The sequence below is a fragment of the Aneurinibacillus sp. REN35 genome, from assembly GCF_041379945.2.
Taxonomy (GTDB): Bacteria; Bacillota; Bacilli; order Aneurinibacillales; family Aneurinibacillaceae; genus Aneurinibacillus.
This window is the reverse complement of record NZ_JBFTXJ020000007.1, coordinates 108,432-126,848: the sequence shown is the minus strand read 5'-3', so window position 1 is coordinate 126,848 and position 18,417 is coordinate 108,432. Positions and strand designations below refer to the sequence as shown.

Here is an 18,417-nt window from a genome sequence, read left to right as displayed (position 1 = left end):
ATCTATGTAGTATTAGTTTACTGAAAATTAGAAATGGAAAAGAGAAGGGGAGTACGCTTACAATGAAACGAAAAACGATTGGCTGTGTATTATCGCTTATGCTGGCTGGTTCACTGCTCAGCACGACTTCATTTAGCGCGCAGGCGAAGCAGGTGGAGGCGGTTATTCAGGGAGTCGCACAGCCTGCCATTGATTTTGCGATAATAAACGAGGACAGGCTGGCAAAAGGGCTGCAAAAAAGAGGAATCATCTCACCGCAAGCTTCACAGGCAGAGATAAATCGCACGGTTCGAGCGTACATACAAAAGAAGGCGGGAAGTAAAGCAAAGCAGCCGCATACAACCGTCACGGAAATGGACAAGAAAGCCAAAAAGTTTCTTACCAAGCAAAAAAATAAGTTTAAAGACAAAATGAATAAACAAGAAAAAATGAAGCATGATGGCTCCAATGTGACGCCTGCTAAAAAAGCGGGATACAGCGGACCTGTACGTCAGGATAAGGTATTGGTGCTTCTGGCAGAGTTCCCTGATTTTAAACATAACAGCGTGGAACAGGAGCCGGGCTATATGTATGCTGATGACTTCAGCCGTCAGCACTATCAGGAGATGCTGTTTGGGGATAAAGAATTTACCTTGTTTGACGGCTCTAAGGTTCAGACGCTTAAGCAGTACTACCAAGAGCAGTCAGGAGGAAGTTATACCGTAGATGGTACGGTGTCTGAATGGTTAACTGTGCCAGGTATGGCCAAGGAGTATGGCGATGATGATCCGAGCCGCGGGCAGGATAATTTAGAGCCAAAGGGTCCGCGTGATTTGGTAAAAGATGCGCTCAATGCAGCGGTAGCAAGCGGTATTAATCTAGCTGAGTATGATCGTTTTGACCAATATGATCTGGATGGAGACGGAAATCTGAATGAACCGGACGGGCTAATTGATCATCTAATGATTATTCATGCCGGAACGGGACAAGAGGCCGGCGGAGGCCAGCTTGGCGATGATGCAATCTGGTCGCATCGTTGGACGCTTGACGGAGTATATGCAGTGCCGAATACGATATCGAACAGTCCGAATTGGGGCGGACAGATGGCGGCATACGATTATACGATTGAACCGGAAGATGGAGCGACCGGCGTATTTGCACATGAGTTCGGTCATGATCTAGGTCTTCCTGATGAATATGATACGCAGTATAGCGGACAGGGTGAGCCGGTGGGCGTCTGGTCAATTATGAGTGGAGGAAGCTGGGCAGGTAAGATCGCGGGTACGGCACCGACAAGCTTCAGCCCACAGAATAAGCTATTCTTTCAAACAACGATGGGCGGCAACTGGGCTAACATAAAGGAAGTAGATGCTGAAGATATCACCTCACGGGGCTTGAGGACGGTTATTGATCAAAGCGTAACCAAATCAAAGCGGCCAGGTATGATAAAGGTAAATGTACCGGATAAAGAAGTGCAGGGAGTAGCGCCGTTTGAAGGAGCGTATTCGTACTTTAGTACAAAGGGAGATGATTTGAATACGGCAATGTATTCACCGGAATTCGATCTGGTTGATGCGAAGACGGCAGTATTTGAATACAAAGCGTACCGACAGATCGAGACGGGCTATGATTACTTGTATATTGATGCCAGTACGGATGGTGGACAGACATGGACCAACCTCGCGGCATACGATGACGATACGCATGGTTGGGTTGATGAGACGATTGATCTTAGTGCTTATGCAGGCCAAAAAGTAAAACTGCGCTTTAACTATATAACAGATGGTGGGTTGGCATTAAACGGATTCCTGCTGGATCGTGCGGTATTGACAGTGGACGAACAGGTGGTGTTCAGTGATGATGCCGAAGAAGCACCGAAGTTTGAATTGGATGGTTTTGTCCGCTCGAACGGTAAGAGTCTTGCTAAGAATTATTATTTGTTGGAGTGGCGTAACTATGCCGGAGCTGACAGGGCGCTGGCCTATGCACGTGGAGCTAAATACAATACGGGTCTATTGGTCTGGTATGCAGATGAGAGTCATACAGACAATTGGGTAGGTGCACATCCGGGAGAAGGTTTCCTCGGAGTAGTGGATTCGCATGCTCATAATGTGTTGTATTTCAATGCGGATGGCCAGAAGACGACGGCAAATTCAACGCGTTATCAGATTGCGGATGCCGCTTTCTCCTTCGATAAAGCACCTGCTTGGGAGTATACAAGCGCTCGCTGGGGTACGATTGTTTCACCAGGGTTTGCAGGGGTTAGAACATTTAATGATGCACAATCGTATCTTGACTCGTCCATCCCGGATGCGGGGCGTCTGATCCCGCAGCATGGCTTGAAATTCGAAGTGACGGGAGAGGCGAAAGACAACTCAGCAGGATCAATAAGATTATTTAAGTAGTTTGGATAAGAAAAGGGGAGCCGCGATGTATGATCCGGCCCCCTTTTCTTATTTGACTTTCCAAATGATTTCCTGTTCAATGCCTGCGTCTTTGATTAAGTTGTACATCGGGCATCGTTGGTACAGCTTTTTCTTGAGTTCTTCGAGTTTTTCCTTGCCTGCTGCCTCTATTTCTATAGTAGTGCGAATCTGTTGAAAATGAGGAGAGACATCGGCTGTTCCGAACATACCGCGCCGATCTACTGTACCTTCGCTGTATAAGGAGATTGCTACAATATGCACGCCAAGTTCACGGGCAATCGTCTCAATGACAACTTGCAGACAGCCGTTATAAGCACCGAGCACATATTCGAGCGGAGTCGGCCCTTTGTTTGTACCGCCGATTTTCTCCGGCTCGTCGATGGTGAAGGCGAAGTCACGTATATGCTGTACCGTTTCAAAACCATGTACCCATTCTGTTTGGGCGCGTACTTTTCGAATCTCTTTTGTTGCGTCGTTTTCTTTGGTTGTTGTCATTATATAATTCCTCCTTACTTCTATTACTAGACTTGGTTATTGTGCCGAAGCCTTTTTAACTTCTTGTGTATACATTGCTTCCGGATCTTTAGCGGATGTGAATGTCATCAGCGTGAAGAAGGCGCTAATTACTACGATAAACAGGCACAATCCCAATAATCCTGTTTGATAGAGCCAGGAAAAAGCAAAGCTGATTATTCCTACGAATACAATACCTGTAGCGAGGCATATCCTGCCAAGTGCGCTGCGTGACGTGTGCAGGTTCCAGGTGATGCGGCCGCTATTCTCTGCAATCGTTATGAGTATGAGTGTTAGCATATTGGCGATCATGCCCGGCCATACAGGGTGTGTGTTCAAGAAAAAGCTGCTAATCTGCCAGCCGCTCAAATAATACCAGAGCAGACCGGTGAATGTACCTGCTGCCATAGATGCAAGTACAGCACGTCGTGTAGCGAGCGGCCAGAACAGCGCTGCAACGACGGGTGCGAATGTTGCGGAATTGCGTGTGACCCAGGCAAGAACGTTCCACCATGCGGATTGCTCGGCCCGCAGTGAGGCGAAGATGACCATTAGTACCGTAAGGGCTGCCAGAGACCATTTCGTATAGCGGATGTATGTCTGCTCGCTCTGTCCTGGATGGATGGCTTCCCCGACGTCTTTGCCAAGGCTTGTGGCCCCAGAGAACTGGCAGGGTGCGCCCCAGCTCAACGCACAAGCCCAGAAGCCGAGGAAGAATAAAGCGACGAGCGGTGCCGGCAGGGCCTGCATCAAATACTGTGGAATGGCAATCAACCCACGCGTCTCATCTGGAATCACGCTTGCTGCTGCCAAGCCAAAGACAACCGCTCCGATGATGAGCGGGATGCCAAGAACGGCTGCCCATAATAGGCCGCGTTTCCCTTCTTCTGGTGTACGGCATGATAGTGCCATCTGGAATGCTGCTTGTGCTAATACGACGTTGACGAGAAACGTACCGAACCAGGCTACAATCGTCTGAATGCCTGCACCCGCAGGAGAGTACATGTGCGGTTTGGCTGCCGCAAATTCCTTAAGTCCGTCAATTCCCGGATAAATAAGTACAGCCGCAAAGCCGATGACAAGCATAATATAGAAGACGATCGTATTCAGTAGCTGTGTGTAGCCGATGGCCCACATACCGCCAAATTGCAGATATGCAAACAGCAATACAGCTGTCAGTGCTACCGAAACGAGTAAGGAAATACCGGTAAATACATGGAGCGCCGAAGCGAAGGCTAACGCTGTGGCTACCGACCACATCGGGAAGGCAAAAGCGGTAATGGCACCGCCAAGCGCCCGTGCTTTGCGGCCAAAGTGATCACCGATCAATCCGGATACAGTAATGATAAGTTTTTTACGGAAAGGGGCGATCAGTAGTGTAGCGATGAGCAGTACTTGCAGCGTTTCAGCTACACCGTACCACACGGCAGATACCCCTTTGAGATAAGAGAGCTCAATAATAGAGATGAAAGAAGACCCTGAGAATAAGCCTGTAATACATACTGCTACGAATAGTGTAGTAAAATTCCTGCCGCCTACGAAATATCCGCTGCCGCCGGCTGCTTTTCTACGGGCAATTCGGCCGATGGAAATAAGAAGAACCGTATAGGCGACAGCTAAAGACACAAACCAATATCCAACCGTTGTCATTGTGTTCACACTCCTTTTTTGTATATAGGTTTACTTGGTTTAACGTTGATAAGAGTTCCATGCACTGCTTCTCGACAATAAAAAATCCTCTTCTCACAAGAGAAGAGGATGGTTGCATGCATTCGTTCCTCTTATCTGCCAGAATAAAGCTTCTGCTGGAGGTAGCACCTTGTATAAGACAGGTTGCTGAGACGTCATTGGGCCAGATCCCTCAGTCTCTCTGGATAAGAAATGATCGTGGATATGAAGTTGTGTCTAATCATAAATGTATTATTCCGATATGTCAATAAGGAATTTGTTTTTTGAAAATTACTTTCTCTGAGCATCAAATAATATGGTAATTTATAGGTTGAATAGGTGCTAGCTTAGGAGCATCTCATATTTTTATTGGGAAAAGAAAGGTGGAGATGAAGCGAGTGGATGCACGGATAAAAGAAATTATGGCTGCCCATCAAGTAATCGGCCTATCTGCGGCTGTAGTGCAAGGGCAGGATATATGCTGGCGTGGCAGCTATGGATGGGCGGATTACGACCGACGAATACCGGTAACGCATGATACGGTGTTTCGGGCAGCATCGATTTCCAAGACAATCACCGCAACCGCGCTCATGCAGCTTGTTGAGCAAGGCTTATGCGATCTTGATAGGGAGGTGGGAGAGTATGTAGGATATAAGCTGCGTAATCCTGGCTATCCTGAACACCCTGTTACGCTGCGACAATTGATGACGCATACATCTAGTTTACAGGATGTGTATGTTGATTTTGTAATCGCTTCCCGAAGTGAGAACCCGCCTATGTTGGACCTACGAGAGCTTTTACTCCCGCAAGGGCGTTATTATACGGAAGATCTCTGGGGGGCGTACCCGCCGGAAGATAACGGGCGGTTCGAATATTCGAATCTGGGCGCTATCATTCTTGCAACCATTATAGAAAAACAATCAGGCCAGCGCTTTGATCTGTATTGCCAACAACATATTTTTACACCGCTTGGCATGAAGGATACAAGCTTCGCGATTCAGGATTACCAGCAGATGGACAGGATTGCGGTCTTGTATGAATACGATGAAGAGAAGAAAGCATTCCATGCGAGTATGGATGAGTACCGGGGTATTAAGCCAGCGAGCATTGATTACAGCCGCTATGTACCCGGAACAAACGGTTCCATCTTCGGACCGCAGGGCGGTGTGCGTACGCATGCGTCCGATTTGAGCAGGTTCATGCTGGCGCATCTGCATGACGGCGCATGGAATGGTGTACGTATCTTGCAGCAGGGAACATGCAAGCAGATGCATAGTGTGCAGTGGAGCGGTCATTCAGCGGATCGTTTCTTTTGCAAATCGGGATTGAACTTTCATATTACGGAAGATCTGGTGCCGAATCGATTGCTCATCGGACATGCAGGAGATGCATACGGGCTTCTCTCTGGTATGTATTTTGACAAGGAGGCAAAACGAGGTGTGATTTATCTTATGAATGGACTTATCCAGCGAAAAGGCGGGGCTTTTTTTACGGCGGAAGAAGAAATCTGTCGAACACTGTATACCAAATAGAAAGAAAATATAGACAAATAATCCGAATTGTATTATTTACAAAATACATTATTTTCTGTTAAAATTAAGCCTAGAACTAGTCGCCGCTATGCAGGAAGCCGGTCGTCTGAAGCGTTCCTTTGGACATCCCGGGGAGCCTGGCCGTATAGCGGAGAAATGAGGACTTCTGTGCTGTATGATGCCGATTCTATCTATATCGTAGGCGATGCGCAATCGTCGATTAACAATCCGATCACCCAGCAGTATAATGCGTTTTTTATTGGGCTGGTGATTGATTGCCGCAGCGATAAGATTATTGACGCGGGCTGTTCATCTACCATTCCGCTTACATCTGATTTTGTGCGCTCAATCTTTGTAGGGCGCACGATATGGGAGACAGAAGCGATGGCAGGTGAGATTCGCCGCCGTTATCACGGTTCATCACAGAAGGCATTAATTGTGGCTTATAAGGATGCGCAGAAGAAGTATAAAGCAATTAAGACGAATACAGAGTCTGTATCGTAAGAGTGATGCATATCTGTACAACTGAATAGTAGGCGCTGCTTTATTTATCCGTATGCATACATACACGTAAATAAAACCCAGCAGATGATGAGTGCGATAGACGTCGCGGTGCTTTTCATTTGCTGGGTTTTTTGTATTGAGAATTTCATTCAGAGTGAATAGCGGAGGTGAGGAAATGGGGTCGTTTTTGCTGCGGAGATTCATCTCCATGATCATTACGTTGTGGCTTATTGTTACGGCGACATTTTTCTTGATGCATATGGTTCCCGGCTCGCCGTTCCAGCGGGATGGACAGGAGACGAATGAGATTGTTCTGCAGAACATGATGGCGCACTATAACCTAGATAAGCCGCTTGGCGTCCAATATGTGCTGTATTTGAAGTCGCTTGTCATGCTGGACTTAGGGCCATCGATTAAGCATTATCCGGATACCGTTAACAACATGATTGAACGAGGTTTCCCTGTCTCCTTCCAATTAGGGATGTTTGCGCTTGGTTTTGCCATTATATCCGGGGTGGCACTTGGTACCGTGGCCGCATTGCGGCATAACAAACTGATTGATTATATGGCGATGGTCTTTGCGGTTATCGGTATAGCGGTGCCGAACTTTATTGTCGCCACGCTATTAATTAAATATGTGGCAGTTGAGTGGAAGCTGCTGCCTGTCGCCTCATGGGGAACATGGAAGCATATGGTGCTTCCTGCGCTAGCGCTGGCAACAGGACCTCTTGCGCTAATTGCCCGGATGACACGGGCCAATATGATTGAAGTGTTGAATCAAGATTATATTGAGACAGCAAGGGCAAAAGGATTATCGCCTGCCGTGATCATATTTAAGCATGCGCTGCGCAATGCAGTGCTTCCGGTCGTAACGCTTTTAGGCGCTTTGCTCGCCAATGTTTTGACAGGCAGCTTTGTAATTGAGAAGATTTTTGCAATTCCTGGCATGGGTAAGTATTTCGTCGATGGCATTAATAACCGCGATTATGCGGTGATTATGGGAACGACGGTCTTCTATAGTGCGCTGCTTGTATTCTTGATGTTCCTTGTCGATGTAGTATACGGCATCATCGATCCGCGGATTAAGCTGCATAGGAAGGAGGGGTAGTATGGCGGTACCCAATGATTTATTCGTCCCGATGAAAAAGGATACGGGAGCGGCCGAGGCAATGGTGCGTCCACGGCTGACCTATTGGCAGGATGCATGGCTGCGCCTGCGTAAAAACAAATTGGCAATGCTTGGACTCGTCGTCATCCTGCTCGTCTCCGCACTTGCTATCTTCGGTCCGCTGCTGACCGATCAGAGCTACTCGAAGCAGTCGCTTTTGCAGGGGAATCAGGCTCCTTCCGCTGAACATTGGTTTGGCACGGATGATTTAGGCCGAGATGTATATGCCCGGATTTTATTCGGGGCTAAAATCTCCCTCTTTATTGGCGTAATGGCCGCGTTGATTGATTTTTTTATCGGCATTATTTATGGAGGAATCTCCGGTTATCTAGGTGGCAGAGCAGACAATATCATGATGCGTATTGTCGATATCTTATACGGGGTTCCGTACCTGCTCATTGTCATTCTTCTTATGGTGGTCATGGGGCCGGGACTTCTGACAATTATTATTGCGCTAAGCGCCACCGGATGGCTTAGCATGGCGCGGCTGGTTCGGGGGCAGGTGCTACAGCTAAAGAATTCAGAGTACGTACTAGCTGCTCGGACCATGGGGGCAAAGCCGTGGTACATCATCCGGCGGCATCTATTGCCGAATACGCTTGGCATTATTATCGTACAGCTTACCTTTACCGTTCCATCCGCCATTTTTGCGGAAGCATTCCTAAGCTTTCTCGGATTGGGAGTACAGCCGCCGCTTGCAAGTTGGGGTGTGATGGCCAATGATGCGCTTCCAACCATTCTATCCGGTCATTGGTGGCGCCTGTTCTTCCCGGCATTTTTTATTTCGGTTACTATGCTTGCTTTTAATATGCTTGGTGATGGATTGCAGGATGCATTCGATCCGAAACAGAGGAGATGACGCACGATGGAGAAGGAAGCATTGCTAGAAGTGGAGAACCTCCGTGTTTCGTTTCAAACCCATGGCGGAGAAGTGAAAGCTGTCCGTGGTGTAAGCTTTGCGATTAACAGAGGGGAGACGCTTGCTGTTGTCGGCGAATCAGGCTGTGGGAAGAGTGTAACCGCGCGAAGCGTGATGCGGCTGATTCCCGAACATATCGGCCGCATTACGGATGGACGCATCCTGTTTGAAGGCAGGGATTTGGTGCGGATGAGTGAGAAGCAGATGCGCGAGCTGCGGGGATCACAGCTTTCGATGATCTTTCAGGATTCGATGACGGCGCTCAATCCAACGATTACGATTGGTGAGCAGATCATGGAGGGCATCATCCGCCACCAGAAAGTGTCGCGTCAGCAGGCAAAAACCCAAGCCATCGAGACGCTGAAGCTGGTGGGAATCGCAAATCCCGAGCGTCGGCTTAAGCAGTACCTTCATGAATTTAGCGGCGGCATGAGGCAGCGAATTATGATTGCGATTGCTTTTGTATGCCGCCCGAAGATTCTGATCGCTGACGAGCCGACGACAGCGCTCGACGTAACGATTCAAGCGCAAATTATTGACTTGTTTAAACGTCTGCAGGAGCAAACCGGCGTCTCGATCATCCTTATTACACATGATCTTGGTGTCGTGGCAAAGATCGCTCATCGCGTCAATGTAATGTATGCAGGCCAGGTAGTGGAATCCGGTCCGGTGCGGGATATTTTCTACAATCCGCAGCATCCGTATACAAGAGGACTGCTTGATTCGATGCCGCGGCTTGACTCGGATCGAGAAGTGCCGCTTCGCTCCATTCCTGGTACACCGCCGGATTTATTTGCTCCACCAATCGGCTGTTCGTTCGCCGCCCGATGTGAGCATGCGCTTGAAGTCTGCGGGAAATATCAGCCCGAGACGACAGTTGTACGAGAGCGTCATCAGGTAGCTTGTTGGCTTACGGATCCGCGTGCGAGAAAAGTACAGCCGCAGTCCGACAAGGCCATTGGATGAGGTAGTTCAATTTTTTCTATATAAAAGGGGGATTCAGTGTGAGAAAGCTTTCAACGGTATTGCTTAGCTGTACGATGGCGTTCGGACTGCTTGCAGCAGGATGTTCGTCAAGCGATACAGCTGCACCGGGGCAGCAGGATGCGTCCCAAGGCAAGAAGGAACAGCAAGCCAAAATTCTAATGTATAACAACATCGAAGAACCTACCTCTCTTGACCCGCCGATCGGCTTCGATCAGCGCTCGTATGACATTCTCAATAACCTGATGGAAGGGATGACCCGTCTCGGCAAGGACCAGAATCCGGAACCTGCGATGGCTAAAGAATGGAAAGTATCTGATGATAAAAAGAAATATACGTTTATTCTTCGTGACGGTGTGAAGTGGTCGAACGGTGATCCTGTGACTGCACAAGACTTTGAATATGCGTGGAAGCGAATGATCGATCCGGCAACCGCTTCACAGGCAGCGCCGCTTACCTATGTGATCGAGGGTGCTGAAGCATTTAACTCCGGCAAGGGAAAGGCTGAAGGTGTCAAGATTAAAGCGGTAGATGAGAAAACGTTGGAAGTAACGCTGATCAATCCGGCCTCTTATCTGCCGAACATGCTGGCTAACCCGGCGTTCTTCCCGGTACACAAAAAGACGGCAGAAGCCAACAAGAACTGGGCGGCAGAAGGCAGTACCTTCGTTAGCAATGGACCGTTCAAAATCAGTGAATGGAAGCATGACAGCGAGATTAAGACAGTGAAAAACGAAACGTACTGGGATGCAGCAAACGTCAAGCTTGCTGGTGTAACCTGGAAAATGATCAACGATAACAATACGGAATATCAGTTATACCAAACGGGTGATCTGCATGCGACAACCACAGTGCCTGCTGATTTAAGCGACCAGTTGTTTGCAGAGAACAAAGTTAAAGTAGAGGATGGAGCAGGTACGTATTTCTATCGTCTTAATGTAAAGAAAGAACCATTCGACAATGTGAATATCCGCAAAGCCTTCATGATGGCGCTTGATCGTCAGAAGATTGTCGATCTGGTCAACAAACGAAAAGAAAAACCTGCGAAAGGCTTTGTCTCCTACGGCTTTAAAGATCCGTCCGGCGGTGATTTCCGCGATGTGAGCGGTGAGCTAATTAAATTTAATCCAGACGAAGCGAAGAAGCTGCTTGAGCAAGGCATGAAGGAAAAAGGCTACACCAAGCTTCCTGAGATTACGCTTGTGTATAATAACAGCGGTACCCATCCAAAAATCGCACAGGCGATGCAGGAAATGTATAAAGAAGTGCTTGGCGTCGATATCAAAGTAACAAGCAAAGAATGGAAAGTGCTTCAGGATGAACAGAAAAAAGGTCAGCTTATGATGTCTCGTTCTTCCTTCCTGCCTGACTTTGCCGATCCGATCAACTTCCTCGACGGGTTCCAAACAGGAAATAGCATGAATCGTACCGGATGGAGCAATCCAAAGTACGATAAACTCATTAAGGATGCATACAACGAAGCGGATGATGCAAAGCGTTATAAACTTATGCAGGAAGCAGAGAAAATCTTAATGGATGAAGCACCGATCATTCCGCTCTACTACTACAACTTAGCATACCTGCAAAGCGATAAGGTAGACGGTGTTGTGCGCCACGCCTTTGGCTATATTGACTTTAAATGGGCAGACATCAAATAGGATAGCGGAGGGGCGTCCGCCGCAGGCGGACCGCCCTTTTTTTGCCCGCAGCATCCTCCCCGTATGCTGCTAAAAGCGGGGAAGGGGCATCACAGCAAGAAGTTCATATAGTATATGAACGCAAGGATAGGGAGGCGCAAGACAATGATCATTCGGAACATAGAAGTAACCCGGCAGGTAACTCCGTTGAAGAAACCTTTTAAGACCGCATTACGCACTGTGGTAAATGCAGAATCCATCCTGGTAAAAGTGACGGTTGAAAGCGGGCTTATAGGGTGGGGAGAGGCTCCGGCGACGGTCGTGATTACGGGCGACAGTCTGGATAGCATCGAATCGGCTATTCTGAATGTGATGCGTCCTCAGCTTATCGGTCAAAGCTTGCTTTCACATGAGAAGGTTTTCCAGACGATTCATCAGTCTATGGTAGGCAGCAGCAGTGCGAAGGCGGCACTTGATATGGCGCTGTATGATATACTCGCACAACACTGCGGGCTTCCGCTCTATCAATTGCTTGGCGGCTACCGTAATCAAATAGAGACCGATTATACGGTCAGCGTCAATTCACCGGAAGAAATGGGAGATGATGCCGCCGACTATATCGCTGCCGGATTCAATGTGTTGAAGATTAAAGTCGGCAAAGACAACATTCAGGAGGATATCGCCCGCATTAAAGCGATTCGAAATCGGATTGGTGATCAGGTGAAAATTCGTCTTGATGCCAATCAAGGCTGGCAGGTGAAAGACGCTATTCGTTCCATCCGCAAGATGGAAGAGATGGGGCTTGACATCGAATTGGTAGAGCAGCCGGTAAAGGCGCATGATCTAGATGGGTTGAAGGCTGTTACGGACGCGGTGGCTACGCCGATCATGGCTGATGAGAGCGTGTTCTCTCCGACGCAGGCATTCGAAGTACTGAAGCGTCGGGCTGCCGATCTTATTAATATCAAGCTGATGAAAGCAGGCGGTATTTATAAAGCGCAGATGATTAACTACATGGCAGAGGAATGCGGCGTGGAGTGCATGGTGGGCAGCATGATTGAATCAAGACTATCTGTTACAGCCGCCGCCCATTTTGCTGCGAGTAAGAAGAATATCACTCGTTTTGACTTTGATGCACCGTTGATGATGGCAAAGGATGTAATTAATGGAGGGGTCTTGTATACGGGGCGATTGCTGACGCTGCCTGAGCGTCCGGGCCTTGGTATTGAAGGTCTTTCGTTGAGCACAAATGAGGGAGTGGGGCAGGTATCGTGATGAAGACAAGCGGACAAAAGCTGATTGTAGCAGTTACGGCGGCCACAGGCTGGACGCAGTATGACTCGCCGCGTGCGATGGATGAGCCTGCGCTTAGCAATCCCGTTGACCTTGCGGGCTGGCTCTCCGGCATGAGCATAGAAGATAAACTCGAATTCCATGATCGGAACCTTATTCAGACACAAGCGCTGTATGGGACCATTGTCGAGGTTTTGGAAGAGTACGGTGACTGGGTGAAGGTTGCGATTCAAGATCAGCGTTCACATAAGGATGAGAGGGGCTATCCCTGCTGGATGCCGCGCCATCAATTAGCGGAAAGTGAAGAATATGTGTGTACAACACAGCGTGGAGTGTGGGCAGTTGTAACACAGCCAAAAGCCAGGCTTTATCATGATCCGTATCGGCAGGGAGATATCGTAAGCTTCCAGACTCGTCTGCCTGTTCTGTCACATAATGAGGAGTGGGTAACGGTGTCTACACCGATTGGACAGCAGATGCTGCGTGCAATGGATGTGATAGTGACGGATGGCAAGGAACGAAAGGATGCTCTGGCAGGTCAGCGTATCGTGGAAGCAGGCCGTATGTTTCTTGATCTTCCGTATTTATGGGGCGGGCTATCCTCTTTCGGCTACGATTGTTCCGGCTTTGCCTATTCCATGCACCGCTCGCAGGGCATTACAATTCCGCGTGATGCTTCGGATCAAGCGCAGTACGGATGGTCGATTCCGACAGCGGAACTTGAGCCGGGTGATTTGTTGTTTTTTGCGCGTGAAGAAGGCAAAGGAGCCGTACACCATGTCGGCATCTATGCCGGAGACGGAATGATGATCCATTCGCCGGAGACGCTTCGCTCCATTGAAATCATTCCGCTGCGCGGTTACAAATATGAGCGCGAACACTGTATCTCGCGCCGTTACTGGATGTAGGGTCATAGATGAGGAGGGCTATCCGGTGGGAGCAAAAAAACTTGTCGAAGTAAAAGGATTGAAGCGGTATTTTTCTCTGGGGAAAAATCAATTGCTTAAAGCAATTGATGACGTATCGTTTGACATCTATGAAGGGGAAACATTCGGTCTGGTAGGCGAGTCGGGCTGCGGGAAATCGACCACCGGACGTACGGTTATCGGTCTGTATCCTCCAACCGCTGGAGAGGTGCTGTACGAGGGTAAAGACGTTCACAAGATGAAGGGAAAAGAACTGCAGCGTTTTACTATGAAGACGCAGATGATCTTTCAAGATCCGTATGCCTCGCTTAATCCGAGAATGATTGTGGCCGATATCGTGACAGAAAGTATGGAGATTAACGGATCATTCTCCCGTAAGGAGCGGCATGAACGAGCGTATGAGCTCCTTCGTATGGTTGGATTAAATAAAGAACATGCCAACCGTTTTCCACATGAATTCAGCGGAGGACAAAGGCAGCGCATCGGAATTGCCCGAGCGCTGGCATCAGATCCGCAGATGGTGATTGCAGACGAGCCGATCTCTGCGTTGGATGTATCGGTTCAGGCGCAGGTTGTAAACTTGATGAAGCGCCTGCAGAATGAGCGGGGTCTAAGCTATTTATTCATTGCTCATGACCTGGCGATGGTCAAGCATATTAGTGACCGCATTGGCGTTATGTACCTGGGCAATCTGGTAGAGTTGACGACAAGTGATCAATTGTATAAGAATCCAAAGCATCCGTATACTCAGGCGCTGCTCTCGGCGATTCCGGTACCGGACCCGGATGTGGAGTTGAGCCGGGAGCGCATCATTATCGAGGGGGATGTACCAAGCCCGATTAATCCCCCGACGGGCTGTGTGTTCCGGACAAGGTGTCCGGCAGCAAGCGCGATATGCGCAGAGCAGAAGCCAATCTGGCAGGAAGTGGACGCGGGTCATTATGCGGCCTGTCATTTATATGCATGATTATCCATTTAAAAAATCCGGTTTTTCCTACAATAATGAGGAAAAACCGGATTTTCTTATTATCACGCTGCCTCAGCCCTTTCCACCGGCGAAGCTTGGATATTTTGTCATGCCCCCATCCGCAAATAGGGTAATCCCTGTCACGTAGCTTGCTTCCGAAGAAGCGAGCCAGGCTGCGACGGCGGCGATCTCTTCCGGTTCACCGATATATCCCATCGGAATCATATCGATCACACCTTGCCGTAGTTCTGGGTCTTCGAACTTCTCTGCATTAATAGGTGTATTGATGGCACCGGGACCGATGTTATTAATACGGATGCGCTTTGGCGCATATTCGAGTGCAAGTGTCTCTGTCATCAGCTTCATGCCGCCTTTGCTTGCTGCATAATGAACAAAGTGCGGCCAAGGGATCATCTCGTGTACGCTTGACATATTGATAATCGAGCCTTGGATATTATGTGCCAGCATATAGGAAATCGCTTCGCGACAGCCGAGGAATGCGCCTGTCAGATTTGTTTGTATAACCTTATTCCAGTCATCAAGTGTTAACTCATGGGAAGGAACCTCGTTTTCAATCCCTGCGTTGTTGATCATACAATCGAGTGTACCGAATGCCTCTGTCGCTTTATGAATGAGATTCTTGACATCCTCTTCTTTGGTAACATCACCGAGTACGGCAATGGCCTGCCCGCCTGCCTGTTCAATTTTTTTCATAAGGCTGTCCACATCGCGGTCAGGGTTGCGATAGTTGATGACGATCTTCGCTTTTTCTTTGCCGAAACGAAGAGCCATCGCTTTACCGATTCCGGTCGTAGCCCCTGTGATAACGACAACTTTTCCTTCCAAATCTGGATACATGGTATGTCTCCTCCTAAGATTTCTATTGTTTAGTGAAGCCGATCATGACGCCACCGATAATAATAAGAACGGAGCCTGCAACGACAAAGGTCATCTGCCGCTTTGATTTTTTCTCTCCAAGCAGAAAAATCCCGCCAAGCGTTGAGATGATAATGCCTGTCTGTGAGAGCGAGAAGCTGGTTGCTACTCCGATTTTCGGTAAGGAGAGAAGCAGACCGAGGTTCCCAACAGCCCAGATGAGGCCGGTGAGGATGTTGCGTACAGCGTATGTATTGAATGGATTGTGCCGGAAAGTAAGCAGCAGTCCTCCGATCATCATACCGATGGCCTGCGGCAGAATCGCGGACCAGCCATCGACTTCATACCAGCGAATAATCACTACATAGCCGAGGTATCCGGCAGTAGACAGCAGCAGTATAAGCAAGCCACGCTTGGTCTGCTGATTTTCCTCCTGATCTTTTTGTTTCTTGTCTTCTACCGTTGTCATGATGACACCAGTAATAATAAGGGCGATAGCAATCACACCGATAATAACCGTTACGGTGGTGGACCACTCCTTAAAGACCAACACGCCGGTCAGGGAGGTAGCGACCAACTGCATGCCAGTGGATAGCGGAACGGTTTTTGAGACACCCAAATATTTGACTGCACTGAATTGATTGCGCTGTCCGATGCTCCATAAGAAGCCGGAAATCATTCCAATAATAAAGATGGACAGCGAGAGGGAAGGTGTAGTGAAGAAGTAGATTACGATAGAGAAAATAAGTGCGCCTACCGTTGTGCCGAGTGTCTGGCTGTAGGCATCGCCACCCAGCTTGTTGCCGACAAGGACAATGCTGCCCCAACATACAGCGGCGAGCAGCGCAAGTAGAATTCCTGACAATGTGCTCCCTCTTTTCTGCGTTGTGTTAGTATAATACCCAGCGTTTATGGTTTTACCCTATTTATCCCTTGCTGAAGCAAGTAGGAGTTATGCATATTGCAAAAGAAAGCAGGGTAGAAAGAGAGAAGAGAGGTGGTGGTGCCAGTGATTTCAACATTAGCACTGACAGATGACTTAGAATTGCTTGAAGATATTCCAATCGAACAACTATCCTCCCCGCATATTTTGTGGTATTGGGTAGATTTTCACGCTCCCACCCCAGAGGAAGGCCGAGTATTGGATGTGTATTTTCATTTTCATCCGCTGGCTATTGAAGACTGTTTTCATTTCCTTCAGCGTCCGAAGCTCGACTATTATGACGGCTATAATTTTTTTGTGCTGCATGCATTAAATCAAGATACATTAGAGGCTGAGGAAGTCGATATGTTCGTTGGGAATAACTATATCGTGACTTTTCACAATACGTCGCTGCGCGAGATTAAGGAAGTATGGGAACGTGTACGCTCTGATCAGAACGTATGGACGGAAGGATCTTCATATATCGCATACATGGTGATCGACAAGCTAGTGGATTATTACTTTCCTGCCATATACGAAATCGAAGATAGCTTAAATGAGCTGGATAGCACAATGAAAGAAGGACTCAGCCGCCGCCTGATGGATGAAGTGTTCGAGATTCGGGGAGATCTTATCAAGCTGCGCCGCGTCATCAGTTCTATGCGTGATTTACTATACCGGATTCTCAATTCAGAGAGACTGCGCGAATTCAAGGAATCTCGCGTGTATTTTGCCGATGTGCATGACCACTTGCTCCGGCTATCAGAAATTGTAGACGCCAGTCGTGATATTACGGCTGATATGCGGGATAGCTATACGTCTTTGTCCTCTCATCGGATGAATAGTATCATGATGATTCTGACCATCATTTCATCGGTATTTATTCCATTAACCTTCATTGCCGGAGTATACGGGATGAATTTTGATTATATGCCGGAGCTGCACTGGAAATATGGCTATTTTCTTGTCTGGGGTATCATGCTTACGGTGGCAGGTTCACTATTCTGGTGGTTCTATCGCAAAGGATGGTTCGATATGTAGAGAAGGGAGAGTGCATGCTTCGGCATGCCTCTTCCTTTTTGGATGGTGCAGGAAGTTACGTTACGTTCATCTGACGATAACGGGCTAGGGTAAGCAGATAGATTCCGTATGCGATCAGGCCGAGGGCGACAGCGCCTAACATCCACGGGCCGAACGGCTGCTTCGCAATTTCAACCAGCGCCCCGTCAAGTCCGCGCGCTTCATCCGGATTGGCATGAAGTGCCGTACGAATCAAGAAGATCCCTATGACGCCAAATACGATACCGTGGGCTGTAATGCCAATTTTTCCTACGCGTTTGGCCCAATGATAGCTAGATGGATTCATAGCGGCCTGCTCGAAGTATTCGAGGAATTTATTTTTAATCGCCTTATATATTTGATAGATACCAAAGCCCAACGCAATCGAGCCGGCAATACCGACCAGCCATTGACCGAAAGGCTGTGCCAGAAGCATCGCAGACCAGCCCTTCTCGGAGTTGCCGGAATCTGCTGCATTCATCAGCGTACCGAAGGCGCTAAATGAGATTCCGATATGTGCAATCCCTGCGGCGATGAATGCAAGGCGTACGCTCCACCCCTTCAGTCCACTTCCTTTGCGCTCCGTATCGGCAAAGCCCTGGGCGATTTTCCAGATGGCGTAACCAAGAAGTCCTACGGCAACGAGAGCAAGCATCACAGAGCCGAACGGTTTTGAAGCGATCGTCTGAAATACACCCTTGGAATCGGTAAGTTTTCCGCCCAAGCCAAAGGCAGTCTGTGCCGCCATAATACCGATCAGCATGTAGACAACTCCCTTAGCCAGATATCCGAAACGCCCGAGAGGACGAATCCACGGCTTGGCTTCCTTGGTGGCCTGTTTTGTTTTCTGTTTAATTTCTTGTCCGGCATGCTTTCCTGGCGGTGGCGTAGCAATTTTCATTATATGATCTCCTTTGACATAGCGCTATATTTGCTACTCTTTACCCGCTTTGTTCGATATACAACCGTTCAAGTAACAAAGAAAGTTCCGTCCAAATATTGGCGAGGGCTTTTACGCTTTATTTATAGGTAAAGCATTGTATG

Annotated in this window: 16 protein-coding genes and 1 riboswitch; of the genes, 11 read left to right on the top strand and 5 right to left on the bottom strand. The window is 48.3% G+C overall.

Features of this window, described 5'->3' with window-relative positions; translation table 11 throughout:
- Positions 1–62 precede the first annotated feature (62 nt).
- Positions 63–2,384: an immune inhibitor A domain-containing protein gene (locus AB3351_RS14585; protein ID WP_371147871.1), complete on the top strand. Its 2,322-nt coding sequence runs from the start codon at positions 63–65 to the stop codon at positions 2,382–2,384.
- A gap of 48 nt (positions 2,385–2,432) precedes the next feature.
- On the opposite strand, the gene AB3351_RS14580 is transcribed toward AB3351_RS14585, so the two are convergent.
- Both AB3351_RS14580 and AB3351_RS14575 read right to left on the bottom strand, forming a co-directional pair.
- Positions 2,433–2,900: an OsmC family protein gene (locus tag AB3351_RS14580; protein WP_371147870.1), complete on the bottom strand. Its 468-nt coding sequence runs from the start codon at positions 2,898–2,900 to the stop codon at positions 2,433–2,435.
- A 36-nt stretch (positions 2,901–2,936) separates the two neighbouring features.
- Positions 2,937–4,568, bottom strand: a complete 1,632-nt coding sequence (locus AB3351_RS14575; protein ID WP_371147869.1) for a sodium:solute symporter family protein — start codon at positions 4,566–4,568, stop codon at positions 2,937–2,939.
- A 128-nt stretch (positions 4,569–4,696) separates the two neighbouring features.
- Positions 4,697–4,799: riboswitch (SAM riboswitch) on the bottom strand.
- 176 nt (positions 4,800–4,975) lie between these two features.
- Between AB3351_RS14575 and AB3351_RS14570 the strand changes: the two genes are divergently transcribed.
- The 9 genes from AB3351_RS14570 (at position 4,976) to AB3351_RS14530 (ending at position 14,516) form a co-directional block, all read left to right on the top strand.
- On the top strand, positions 4,976–6,118 hold the full coding sequence (locus AB3351_RS14570; protein WP_371147960.1) for a serine hydrolase domain-containing protein: 1,143 nt from the start codon (positions 4,976–4,978) through the stop codon (positions 6,116–6,118).
- 171 nt (positions 6,119–6,289) lie between these two features.
- A complete protein-coding gene (locus tag AB3351_RS14565; RefSeq protein ID WP_371147959.1) occupies positions 6,290–6,622 on the top strand; it encodes a DUF3870 domain-containing protein in 333 nt (110 codons plus the stop codon).
- Positions 6,623–6,797: 175 nt separating this feature from the next.
- Complete coding sequence (locus AB3351_RS14560; RefSeq protein WP_371147868.1) at positions 6,798–7,730, top strand: ABC transporter permease; 933 nt, start codon at positions 6,798–6,800, stop codon at positions 7,728–7,730.
- A 1-nt stretch (position 7,731) separates the two neighbouring features.
- The gene (locus tag AB3351_RS14555) at positions 7,732–8,649 is read left to right on the top strand and encodes an ABC transporter permease (RefSeq protein ID WP_371147867.1); all 918 of its coding nucleotides are present in this window, start codon (positions 7,732–7,734) and stop codon (positions 8,647–8,649) included.
- A gap of 6 nt (positions 8,650–8,655) precedes the next feature.
- The gene (locus AB3351_RS14550) at positions 8,656–9,675 is read left to right on the top strand and encodes an ABC transporter ATP-binding protein (protein WP_371147866.1); all 1,020 of its coding nucleotides are present in this window, start codon (positions 8,656–8,658) and stop codon (positions 9,673–9,675) included.
- A 38-nt stretch (positions 9,676–9,713) separates the two neighbouring features.
- Positions 9,714–11,351: a peptide ABC transporter substrate-binding protein gene (locus AB3351_RS14545; RefSeq protein ID WP_371147865.1), complete on the top strand. Its 1,638-nt coding sequence runs from the start codon at positions 9,714–9,716 to the stop codon at positions 11,349–11,351.
- 144 nt (positions 11,352–11,495) lie between these two features.
- Positions 11,496–12,605: a mandelate racemase/muconate lactonizing enzyme family protein gene (locus tag AB3351_RS14540; protein ID WP_371147864.1), complete on the top strand. Its 1,110-nt coding sequence runs from the start codon at positions 11,496–11,498 to the stop codon at positions 12,603–12,605.
- Positions 12,605–13,531: a C40 family peptidase gene (locus AB3351_RS14535; protein ID WP_371147958.1), complete on the top strand. Its 927-nt coding sequence runs from the start codon at positions 12,605–12,607 to the stop codon at positions 13,529–13,531. Before AB3351_RS14540 ends, AB3351_RS14535 begins: the two co-directional genes overlap by 1 nt.
- Positions 13,532–13,556: 25 nt before the next feature.
- Positions 13,557–14,516 carry an ABC transporter ATP-binding protein gene (locus AB3351_RS14530; RefSeq protein WP_371147863.1) on the top strand — a complete coding sequence of 320 codons (960 nt, stop codon included), beginning with the start codon at positions 13,557–13,559 and terminating at the stop codon, positions 14,514–14,516.
- A 72-nt stretch (positions 14,517–14,588) separates the two neighbouring features.
- On the opposite strand, the gene AB3351_RS14525 is transcribed toward AB3351_RS14530, so the two are convergent.
- Both AB3351_RS14525 and AB3351_RS14520 read right to left on the bottom strand, forming a co-directional pair.
- Entirely contained in the window at positions 14,589–15,374 is a 786-nt protein-coding gene (locus AB3351_RS14525; protein WP_371147862.1) for an SDR family oxidoreductase, read from the bottom strand.
- 22 nt (positions 15,375–15,396) lie between these two features.
- Positions 15,397–16,257, bottom strand: coding sequence for a GRP family sugar transporter (locus AB3351_RS14520; RefSeq protein ID WP_371147861.1), 861 nt, complete (start codon positions 16,255–16,257; stop codon positions 15,397–15,399).
- Positions 16,258–16,401: 144 nt separating this feature from the next.
- On the opposite strand from AB3351_RS14520, the gene corA reads away from it, so the two are divergent.
- Complete coding sequence (corA, locus tag AB3351_RS14515; RefSeq protein ID WP_371147860.1) at positions 16,402–17,355, top strand: magnesium/cobalt transporter CorA; 954 nt, start codon at positions 16,402–16,404, stop codon at positions 17,353–17,355.
- Positions 17,356–17,410: 55 nt separating this feature from the next.
- Here the strand turns inward: corA and AB3351_RS14510 are convergent, their stop codons facing one another.
- A complete protein-coding gene (locus AB3351_RS14510; protein ID WP_371147859.1) occupies positions 17,411–18,274 on the bottom strand; it encodes a DUF1206 domain-containing protein in 864 nt (287 codons plus the stop codon).
- Positions 18,275–18,417: the final 143 nt, after the last annotated feature.